Source organism: Bacteroidota bacterium, from assembly GCA_008933805.1.
Lineage (GTDB): Bacteria > Bacteroidota > Bacteroidia > UBA8524 > UBA8524 > SB11.
Window position 1 is genome coordinate 233652 of the sequence record WBUH01000002.1, and the last position, 11405, is coordinate 245056.

At 42.4% G+C, this 11405-nt stretch carries 8 protein-coding genes; 1 reads left to right on the forward strand and 7 read right to left on the reverse strand.

The genetic code is table 11. The features are described 5' to 3' along the window. Positions 1–62 precede the first annotated feature (62 nt). The 7 genes from F9K23_03150 to purB all read right to left on the reverse strand — a co-directional run bounded on the left by F9K23_03150 (position 63) and on the right by purB (position 10673). Positions 63–656: a riboflavin synthase gene (locus F9K23_03150; protein KAB2918155.1), complete on the reverse strand. Its 594-nt coding sequence runs from the start codon at positions 654–656 to the stop codon at positions 63–65. Positions 657–659: 3 nt separating this feature from the next. Beyond that, positions 660–1409 (reverse strand): hypothetical protein, encoded by a 750-nt coding sequence (locus F9K23_03155; GenBank protein ID KAB2918156.1) that lies wholly within the window; start codon positions 1407–1409, stop codon positions 660–662. Positions 1410–1463: 54 nt separating this feature from the next. Next, the gene (locus F9K23_03160) at positions 1464–5369 is read right to left on the reverse strand and encodes a PKD domain-containing protein (GenBank protein KAB2918157.1); all 3906 of its coding nucleotides are present in this window, start codon (positions 5367–5369) and stop codon (positions 1464–1466) included. Positions 5370–5526: 157 nt separating this feature from the next. Further along, on the reverse strand, positions 5527–6294 hold the full coding sequence (locus F9K23_03165) for a succinate dehydrogenase/fumarate reductase iron-sulfur subunit (GenBank protein ID KAB2918158.1): 768 nt from the start codon (positions 6292–6294) through the stop codon (positions 5527–5529). Between the two features lie 103 nt (positions 6295–6397). Further along, entirely contained in the window at positions 6398–8317 is a 1920-nt protein-coding gene (locus F9K23_03170; GenBank protein KAB2918159.1) for a fumarate reductase/succinate dehydrogenase flavoprotein subunit, read from the reverse strand. Positions 8318–8375: 58 nt separating this feature from the next. After that, on the reverse strand, positions 8376–9149 hold the full coding sequence (locus F9K23_03175; GenBank protein KAB2918160.1) for a succinate dehydrogenase cytochrome b subunit: 774 nt from the start codon (positions 9147–9149) through the stop codon (positions 8376–8378). Between the two features lie 174 nt (positions 9150–9323). Beyond that, positions 9324–10673 (reverse strand): adenylosuccinate lyase, encoded by a 1350-nt coding sequence (purB, locus tag F9K23_03180; protein ID KAB2918161.1) that lies wholly within the window; start codon positions 10671–10673, stop codon positions 9324–9326. Positions 10674–10832: 159 nt separating this feature from the next. Here purB and tnpA point away from each other — a divergent pair, with 159 nt between their 5' ends. After that, positions 10833–11318 (forward strand): IS200/IS605 family transposase, encoded by a 486-nt coding sequence (gene tnpA / locus F9K23_03185; protein ID KAB2918162.1) that lies wholly within the window; start codon positions 10833–10835, stop codon positions 11316–11318. The last annotated feature ends 87 nt before the right edge of the window (positions 11319–11405 follow it).

Consider the following 11405-nt stretch of genomic DNA (forward strand, 5'->3'; position numbering starts at 1 on the left):
GCATAAAAACAACTAAGGGGTGAACGTCAGTTCACCCCTTAGTTGTTTTATACACAGTGTAATTAGTTTCGTTGTCCCAATAATCGGGCAATGTATTTGCCTACAATGTCAAACTCAAGGTTTACAGTGTGGCCTGCTTGTAGGGTTTTAAAATTGGTATGCTCGTGGGTGTACGGGATAATTGCCACCGAAAAACCTGTATCGATTGAGTTTACAACCGTTAGGCTTACCCCGTTAATCGTAATCGAACCTTTTTCAACCGTAATATTTCCTTTTGGTTCGTATTCAAAAGTATAATACCAACTTCCTTTAGCTTCCTCAACATTTGTGCAGGTGGCGGTTTGGTCAACATGGCCTTGCACAATGTGTCCGTCAAAGCGTCCGTTTGCAGGCATACAGCGTTCAATGTTTACAATGCTGCCGGTTTGCCAATTACCTAAATTAGTTTTGATAAGGGTTTCATGGATTGCCGTAACCGTATGGGTGCTGTTGGCAGCATCAAGTGCAACCACAGTAAGACATACCCCGTTGTGTGATACACTTTGGTCTATTTTAAGCTCGTTTGAAATTGCGGAGTTGATAGTAAAGTGCAGGTTGGTATCCTCTGCCTCTATATTAGTAACAGTACCAACAGTTTCAATAATTCCGGTAAACATGAGTTAATTCTTTAATTCTATCATGCCCGACAGGCTTTTTGCAGCACCATCGTTTTGAGATAAATCGATGTACGAGCAATGGAAATAGTAAACACCTGCGGTACAAGGTTGTTTATTGGGATAATTACCATCCCAAACAATATCATTGTTTTTATGTGAGTAAGCTGTTCCGCCCATTCGATCGAAAATATCAAACTCAACAATTTGTACATTTATAAACGGACCGGGTGCATATAATGTTTGTTCTGCTCTATCAAATATCGGGGCAAACTCAATCCTGCTGCAAAAACTCACTTCTACTACATTACTTGGGACACTAAACACAGTTTTGCCCTGCTTTGCAGTCATGGTTTTGGCATAATACCTGCCCGGCAACAAACCGAACAACACATTTTTGTTATTGGTAATGTTGGTGTATTCGTATGATTTTTCAAACAAAACAGAGTCGGGCATAGCCGTATCCGGTTCTTGCATTGTATCGGGGAGGCGGTAAAGAAATACGCGGTCGGGTATAATGGTTGAATCGGCAACCCTAAGTTCAGTGCTAACTTCAGTCGTTCCTTTAATGCAATTACCGGTTGCAGTTAGCTCAATACGCGATGGATATTTTATAACACTGTCAACAACAGTAACAGGTGGTTTCTTGGGTTTATTACCCTTATTACGGGGCTGCGCCATCACCGTGCTTGTAACAAGCAACAGTAGAGTAAATAGCCAAACCCTTACCTGCATAAATTTAATGACAATGGACATTACGGGGCGCAAAGTTAGCAAAAAAAGCAACGCCCCATGTCGTAACCTTTTATATTAACGTAAAAGGTGGAAGTTGCCTTTAATACTTTTGAGAATACGTACATCCTCACGCTGTATAGTCATGCTCAGCAAATACCCGTACACGCCTTCAGGGGCGGGAGCACCGTTGTGATACCCGTTCCAGCCTAAAGTAGCAATGTCTGTAGTTTCAAATATTTTGGTACCCCAACGGCTAAACACCAAGAATAATATTCCTTTTACTATCGTGGTATCAATGTAGGGTTTAAAATAATCGTTTACTGTATTGCCCTCCGGTGTAAACGCGTTGGGCATAAAGGCATCGCAGGCAAAATCGAGGTACTGCGCTCGTATCGAATCGGTTACAGTACCACAAGCATTTGTAACTGAAACTGTGTGTGTACCGGGTGAAGTAATACGGAAAGTAGGGTCTTTGCTGTTATCACTCCAAAGATACTGGGCACCTAATGTAGTAGCGTTTAGGGTAAAGAAATCCTCTTTACAGAAAACAGTATCAGGGCCTAAATCAAATGATGGAGGAGGAACTACCAAAGTGGAGTCGGTGGCTGTATCGGCACAACCTTCGGCCACTTCAACCCCGTACGTTATTTTATTCCATCCGATTAAAGTGGGTGTAAATTCATTACCTACTACGTTATCTCCGCTAAATGTTCCGCCACCTACCATAGGGGTTAGTGTTACAGCAGGACTATTTACACAGTACTGCTTAGCAAGACCATTAAACGTCGGGTCAGGAGTATCGTACACAAACACTCTACCAAGAGCGGTATCAGCACAGCCACCGGCTGTAGCCGTAATTATCAACGATAAATCAAACGTATCGGCATTGGTGTATTCTTTTGGCGGAGGGTTTGCTACCAAATCGGCACTAAAGTCGCCATAGTTCCATATGTAAGCCATTGTACCCGAGGCAATGGTAGAGTTATTGGTAAACGTAAATAAGTTACCATCTAAACACTGCGTACTATCGTCTACTGTAAATGCCGCAGTAGGATCGGGATGAACAAACAGATTACGTTGGATTGAGTCTGAACAGCCGTCGGTAGATGTAGCCCTAAACCTTACCACAAAAGTATCGGGCACAAGGTATGCGTGGGTAACATTGGTTTGTGTGCTGGTGGTACCATCGCCCAAATCCCAGAAATAGGTCAAAGTTCCTGATGAAATAGAGCTGTTATTGGTAAGCACAAAATTATTTACTCCAAAACACTGTATAGGGTCGTTAATAGCAAATGAAGCTGTTGGCTTGGGGAATACGGATGCGGTATGCCTTGTTGAATCTTCGCAGTTAAAGTTTGTACGGACTTTTAAGCGCACCAAGTAACTGCCCGTAGTTATATATATAGCTCCACCGTTGAACGATGTAGAAGTACTTCCGTTACCGAAATCCCACTCATAAAATAGGTTTCCGCTACTAACAGTACTGGTGTTTGTATATAAAAACTGGTTTCCGTTTAAGCACTGGGTGCTGTCGTTAATGGTGAAGCTTGCTGTAGGAGAGGGGTTAACAAACACACGGCTGGTAATTGAGCTATCGCAACCTTGGTCTGAGGTTACTGTGTAAATAATGTCAAAAGTATCAGCGCTGGTATATGATTTATTAAACGTAGTTGTGTTAGCATTGGTAGCATCACCAAAATCCCAGAAGTAAGATAATGTACCGTATGGAATGGTTGAGTTATCAGCAAAGTTAAACGCATTGCCTACAAAACACTGATTGTTGTTGTTTACAGTAAACCGGGTAGCAGGGTGGGGGTACACAATGCTGTTTAATGTGGTTGAGTCGGTACAGCCTTTATCGCTGGTTACGGTTAATATTACATTAAATGTATCTGCATAATTGTACACATACACAGGGTTTATTTGGCTGGATGTATCGGTGTTACCAAATTTCCAGAAATGTGTAATAGTACCGCTGCTTACTGAGCTGGCATCAAAGAATGTATATGAGTTGCCACGTAAACATTGGGTTGAATCAGTAGTTGAGAAATCAGCCGTGGGCGAAGGGAATAAGTACACACTGTCAAACCCTGTTGCAGCACAACCTTGGTCAGAAGTTACTGTATGATTAACTGTATAGAAGGTAGAAAGGCCTGCGTAGGTATATACCGTATCGGCTTGTTTTGATGTACCTCCATCGCCAAATTGCCAGTTATGGGTAAGCGTTCCGTAATCAATAGTAGATGTATCGTTAAACACAAACTGGTGTCCGTTGAAACACAATGCAGTGTCAGGGATAATAAACTTCACCTGTGGTACAGGGTAAATTATCACTTGTTTGCTTGCAGTATCATAGCAAGTTTCGGTAGTACGGGCAATCAACATTACAGTTAATGTGTCGGCAGCTCCGTAGTTTGATTTTGTAGGATTGGTAACGTTGCTGGTGTCGCCATTTCCAAATCTCCAAGAATAGCCCGCAATCGTACCGCCTGAGGGTGTGCTTGAAATGTTTGCAAAGGCAAAACTTTGGGTATTTAAACACTGGCTAGAGTCGTTGATAATAAACTCAGCATCGGCGTGGGGGTATAACACATCCGTGCGGGTTAGTGAGTCTTTGCAACCGTTGTTAGAGGTAACCACAAGCTTCGCAGGGTATGAGCCTACAGCAGTATACTGATGGCTGGTATTGGTATCGGTTGATGTTCCGCCATCACCATACCTCCACAAGTAAAACATCGTATCAGGAGCTGTAATACTTGATAAGTTAGTGAACGAGAAAAAGTTGTTTACAAGGCACTGCGTGCTATCGCTAATACTAAAGTTTACGTTAGGCTTGCTGTAAACCGTCACGGGTTTAATAAGGGTATCGGGGCAACCAAAGTCGCTACGCACCACTAACCTCACATTTCGACTACCCGAAGTAAGATAGTTTTTAGAAGGATTAGTTGCGGTTGACGAGGTGGCATCACCAAAATTCCAGTTATAAGTTAAACCACCGCTTTTAACGGTAGAAGTACTGGTAAATGCATACGAGTTGCCGTTAAGACATTGTGTACTATCGTTGATATTAAACGATGCGATGGGAGAGGGGTACACAAAAATATCCTGAGAATCTGATGTAGTACAACCTTTATCGCTGGTGGCTACCAAACGCAACTTAAATGAGGATGAGTCTTGGGTGTAAATGTGAGAGGTGTTTGATTGGGTACTCGAGTCCCCGTCGCCAAAATACCACTTAACAGTATAGTTACCCGATGAAAGTGTGCTGGCATCATTAAACGTAAAAGAGTTTTCGTTTAAACAGTCCACCGTAGATGAACTGCTGATAAGAGTGGCCACACTGGGAAATACAATAACATTACGTTGGTAAACACTTTCGCAACCATAATTTGAACTTGCAATAAGGGTTACGTTGAAGGTATCAGCCGTTGTATAGTTTTTTGAGGGTGATGTTGCTGTTGATGTAGTGGCATCGTCAAAAAACCAATCATAGGTCATAGTACCTGATGTTATAGTCGAAGTATTGGTAAATACAAAGCTATTTGCATTGCGGCATTGGTCGGTATCGTTAACGGTAAAAGAGGGCGATGGGCTGGGCACATAAAACATAGATGCGGCCAGCTTAAAAGGACGGGGAACGTTGGCAGCATTTGTGTACACGTAAAACGTATCCCTGTGCAAGCCCAACGTAGAACCAAAGTAGTAAAAATCTACAGGGTAAAAGTTGTTGGGATAAGTTGATGCAATACTAATAGTAATAGGGAAAGCACCTTTATGGCCAAAACCTCCTCCGGGGGATACTATTGAATCAATAACAAGCGGGTTGTTACCGTTGTTATAAAATAATACCTGCGCAAATGAGGTATCGCCCAAACAAGCAGTATCAACGGCAGAAGCCGGAGTGGGAGTGATAACCTGCGAGTAAGAGAACGTTGAAAGAAAAACTACTAAAAGGGAGAGTATATGTTTTTTCAAATTCATTTTCACTTTAAAAGAGGGGGTAAGGAGTTAAAAGTATATAAAATTCCTAACGTACGAAGTTAAACTAATTACGATATTTAACAAGGACTTAAGCGTAAGTTTATACGAAAAAAGGCCCTACAATATTGCAGGGCCTTTTTCTATAAAATCGATTGACTTATTTAAGTTGTTTGCTCAAACTGGCGCGTAAATACTCGCGGTTCAGGCGGGCAATAGCCGTAAGAGGAATTTCTTTGGGGCACTCAGCGCTGCAAGCACCGGTGTTGGTACAAGCACCAAAGCCTTCTTCGTCCATTTGTTCTACCATGTTCAATGCACGGTTGTCGCGTTCAGATTGTCCTTGAGGTAACAATGCATACTGGCTTACTTTAGCACCCACAAACAACATTGCTGATGAGTTTTTGCAAGCGGCAACGCAAGCACCGCAACCAATACAAGCCGCCATGTTGAATGACTCGTCGGCATTGTCTTTAGGTATAGGTGTAGCATTAGCATCAGGTACTGAACCTGTGTTTACTGAAATATAACCGCCAACCCTTTGTATGCGGTCAAAAGCACTTCTGTCTACCACCAAATCTTTGATAATAGGAAATGCATTTGCACGCCAAGGCTCAATGGTAATGGTTTCACCTTCGTTAAAGCTGCGCATGTGCAACTGGCAGGTGGTTACACCTTTAATGGGTCCGTGTGCACGGCCATTTATATACATGCTGCAACTACCGCAAATACCTTCGCGGCAATCGTGGTCAAAAGCAACAGGCTCTTTGCCGTCGCGCACCAAGCCGTTGTTCACCACATCCAGCATTTCAAGAAACGACATATCGGGCGAAACATCCTTTGCAGGATAGGTTTCAAATTTACCCTCAGTATTTCTGTTTTTTTGCCTCCAAACTTTCAGTGTAAGGTTCATATTCTCTGTTTTCAGTTTAAAGTTTCCTGTTTATTAGTTGGTTTTAAGTTTTATGTTTTAAGATTTAGGTGATTGCCTTTCAACTTAAAACTGTAAGCCTAAAACTGTAAACTGTTTCTTATTTGTAACTTCTAGTGGTTAGTTTAACGTTTTCAAACGCCAAGTCTTCTTTATGAAGAGTTTCGGCTTGTCCGTCGCCTTTGTATTCCCAAGCGGCAACGTATGAATAGTTTTCGTCATCACGTTTTGCTTCACCGTCTTCGGTTTGGTATTCTTCACGGAAGTGACCGCCGCATGATTCGTTGCGGTGCAAAGCATCGTCAACCATCAATTCGCCAAGCTCTAAAAAGTCAGCCACGCGGCCAGCTTTTTCAAGCTCTTGATTTAGTTCGGCACCGGTACCGGTTACACGTACGTTTTTCCAAAACTCTTCACGGATGGCACGAATTTCTTCTTTAGCTTCTTTCAAGCCTTTTTCGTTACGGGCCATACCGCATTTATCCCACATTACTTTACCCAGTTTTTTGTGGTAATAGTCAACGCTCTCAGTACCTTGTATGCTCAACAGCTTGTTGATGCGTTCTTTCACTACATTCTCAGCTTCAGCAAACTCAGGCAAGTCGGTTGATACAGGCTTACGCTCAACATCGGCCAAGTAATCACCAATAGTATAAGGAATTACGAAGTAACCATCGGCCAAACCTTGCATCAAAGCAGATGCTCCCAAACGGTTAGCACCGTGGTCGCTAAAGTTAGCTTCACCCAAAGCATACAAGCCGGGTACAGTAGTCATCAAGTTATAATCTACCCACAAACCGCCCATTGTATAGTGAACGGCAGGATATATACGCATGGGTTCTTCGTAAGGGTTTTCGCCCGTAATTTGTTTGTACATGTCAAACAAGTTACCATATTTAGCTTCTACCGCTGCTTTGCCTAAACGCTTGATAGCATCAGCAAAATCAAGGTAAACTGCTAAACCGCTTGAACCAACACCACGGCCTTCGTCGCACATTTCTTTTGCGTTACGACTGGCCACGTCGCGGGGAACAAGGTTACCGAATGATGGATATTTACGCTCTAGGTAGTAATCCCTTTCAGCTTCGGGTATGTCTTTAGCTTTACGTTTATCCCCTACTGCTTTTGGTACCCATACGCGGCCGTCGTTTCGCAACGATTCTGACATAAGGGTCAGCTTCGATTGGTGGTCGCCCGATACGGGAATACAAGTAGGGTGTATTTGGGTGTAGCAAGGGTTACCGAAGAACGCACCTTTTTTGTGGGCACGCCATGCAGCAGTTACGTTGCTACCCTTGGCATTGGTTGAAAGGAAAAATACGTTGCCGTAGCCGCCTGTGCAAAGCAATACGGCATGACCGCTGTGGCGTTCAATTTCGCCGGTTTCCATGTTACGGGCAATAATACCGCGTGCATGACCGTCAACAACAACCACATCCAGCATTTCGTGGCGCTCATACATTGTTACCGAGCCTTCATTAATCATGCGGTTCATAGCACTGTATGCACCCAACAACAACTGTTGTCCGGTTTGGCCTTTGGCGTAGAAAGTACGAGATACTTGAGCGCCGCCAAATGAACGGTTATCTAACAAGCCGCCATATTCACGGGCAAAAGGAACTCCTTGAGCCACGCATTGGTCAATAATATTCACACTCACCTCCGCCAAACGGTGAACGTTTGCTTCGCGGGCGCGGTAGTCACCACCTTTTACGGTATCATAAAACAAACGGTACACACTGTCACCGTCGTTTTTATAGTTTTTGGCAGCGTTAATACCCCCTTGTGCAGCAATAGAGTGCGCACGGCGGGCACTGTCCTGAAAACAAAATGCCTTTACGTTATACCCCAATTCTGCCAGTGATGCCGCGGCAGAAGCACCTGCCAAACCGGTTCCCACTACAATAATATCGTACTTACGTTTGTTGGCAGGGTTTACCAGCTTTAGTTTAAACTTATGGTTGGTCCATTTTTCACTAATGGCACCTGCGGGGATTTTTGAATTTAATTTGTCAGACATTGTTTATACTGTATTTAGTATATGGTACAAAGTATATTGTTGTAGCCTATCTAATGAATTAGCTGATGAAAATACTAATAGGAATAAGTGCAAAAAGGATGGGTATGATGATACCAAACACCCAAACACCTATAAACTTAATAAGGCCGTTGTATTTGTTATGATTTACACCCAAAGTTTGGAATGCACTTTTGAAACCGTGCACCAAGTGAAATGCCAAAGCACCCATTGCAAAAATGTACAACAATACTAACAGAGGTTGCTTAAACGCACTTTGCACCTCACGGTAAAGGTCTTTTACAATGATTGTTTTGGTAGTTTGAGTATAGGTTTCCTGCATTTTGGCTTCAATAGGAGCTACAGCAGTGTCAGTAGCTATTGTATGGCCGCTGTTCAAATCAATTTCATATTGAGCATAAGGTACTTTTCCCCAGTGGTACTCAGCCCAAAAATCGCTCATGTGCACAGCAATAAACACCAAGATGATGGTACCTAAAACACCCATCCAGCGGCTAGCCCAAAAGCTGGTAGCATTGCCGGGGGCAACCGCATACTTGCTTTTACGCGAAGCCATATTTTTATTGGCAAGATAAAGGCCCATAACAGCATGGTACAAAATGGTAGCATACAAGCCGTATGAAATGAATTTGATCACGGGGAATGTGGTCATAAAAACCGCATACTCGTTAAAGGCCAATCCACCGTCAGATTTAAGTAATTGAAGGTTCCCGCTAAGGTGCACGGCAAGGAATGAGCACAAGAACAAGCCTGTGAGGCTCATTGTTACTTTTTTACCTATTGACGATGATAATGTTTTGATTACCCAATTCATGTGTGTTTACTTATATTGAGAGGTAGTTTTTTAACGGGGCAAATTTAATGGTGTGTTAACCAATAACAACACCTTTTCTAAATTTAGAATTCATCTAAATTCAAACTGATTAACACTTGTTAGTTTTTAATTGTTTTTAAAAAAAATCAAGCGGCAGAAAAAATTACATTAAGACTAAAAAACACCTGCATAATTAAACGGTGTAATCTTCTTCAACTCAGTCTTCACAGTATCATCCACGTTCAAGGTATCAATAAACTCGGCCAGGCTTTGCTTAGTTACTTTGTGGTGAGTACGTGTTAATGCTTTTAAAGCTTCGTAAGGTTTTTCGTAACCTTCGCGGCGCAAAACGGTTTGTATGGCTTCGGCTACAACCGCCCAGTTACTTTCAAGGTCAAGGTCAATCGCGTCTTTGTTCAACAGCAACTTATTGGCGCCTTTAATAATAGAAGTATAGGCAATAAGCGAGTGAGCAATGGGTACACCTATATTGCGCAGTACAGTACTATCAGTAAGGTCGCGCTGTAGGCGGCTGATGGGTAGTTTTGCCGCAAAATGTTCAAACAATGCGTTGGCAACACCTAAGTTACCTTCCGCATTTTCAAAATCAATGGGGTTTACCTTGTGTGGCATGGCACTGCTGCCTACTTCACCTGCTTTTAATTGCTGTTTAAAGTAATCCATCGAGATGTACGTCCATACATCGCGGCAAAAATCAATCATAATATTGTTAATACGCTTTAGCGTATCACACAATGCGGCAAGGTTATCGTAGTGTTCAATTTGGGTGGTGTACTGCATACGGGTTAGTCCCAAACGGTTGTTCACAAACTCGTTACCCAATACGCGCCAATCAAGTTCAGGGTAGGCTACATTGTGGGCGTTAAAGTTTCCGGTAGCTCCGCCAAACTTTGCCGAAAACGGAATGGTTTTAAGCAACAGCAGTTGGTTTTCTATACGCTCAACAAACACCATTATTTCTTTGCCCAATTTGGTAGGTGATGCAGGCTGACCGTGGGTTTTAGCCAACATGGTAATGTTTTTCCACTCTTCGGCCTTCACGCGTAGTAAGTCGTTCACCTCATTCAGTTTGGGCAGTAGTTCGTCGTTAAGTCCTTCTTTTAAACTTAAAGGCACCGAGGTGTTGTTTACGTCTTGCGAGGTAAGACCAAAGTGTACAAACTCGCTTATCTCAATTAAATCAAGTTCTTTTAAGCGGTCTTTTACAAAATATTCCACCGCTTTCACATCGTGGTTGGTGGTTTTCTCCGTTTGTTTTATTTCCTCAGCGTCGCTCAGTATAAAGTTGCGGTATATATCGCGCAACTGGTTTTTTTGTACATCATTTATTTTGCCGGCCAGCTGTGGTAAAGGTATTTCTGATAAATAAATCAGGTATTCAATTTCCACCAAAACGCGGTAGCGTATCAGGCCAAACTCAGAAAAATACTGAGCCAGCGAAAGTGTGGTTTTGCGGTAACGACCGTCAACCGGCGATAGGGCAGTGAGTGCGCTTAAATCCATGCCACAAAATTACATTAAAAGGTGAATAGACTAAAAAGTAATCGTGTGTTTACTTTTTTTCATGCAGCTTGTATAAAATGACAGAATTTGAAGAACAGGATGTGAAATCCTGTTCTGTTAGGTATTTCCCCACGAAGGGTTTTAAACCCTTCGTGGGGTATGCCACAAATAGCAGCGGGCTTTATGCCCGTCGAGAGTTATGAAAGAATAAATGAAATTAAAATGGGACAAAATAAGTTATCGCTTTGGGTTCATTTGGTATGGGGAGTTAAAAAGAGAAGGCACCTAATTCACGAAGAGGCCAAGCAAATACTCTATTCCAAGGTGCTTGAGGTGTGTGAAAGTAAAGGATATGATGTGGTTGAAATGAATGGTATGCCTGATCATGTACATATTTTATTGCGCCTTCACCCAACACATTCAATAAGTGAGATTGTAAAAAATATTAAGGGTAGCACATCTACATGGCTAAATCACCAAATTGAAATGGAGGAGTATTTTGAATGGCAAGATGGTTACGGAGCGTTTTCAGTAAGCTCATATAAAGTAGGGGCGGTAATCAAATACATTCAAAACCAGCAACAGCACCATGCCAATAATGACTTTGACACGGAAATGAAATTTTTAAATTCATTTAGCCAATAAATCTTTAGAACAGGATGTGAAATCCTGTTCTGTTGTGTATTTCCCCCACGAAGGGTTTAAAACCCTTCGTGGGGCATACCACAAATA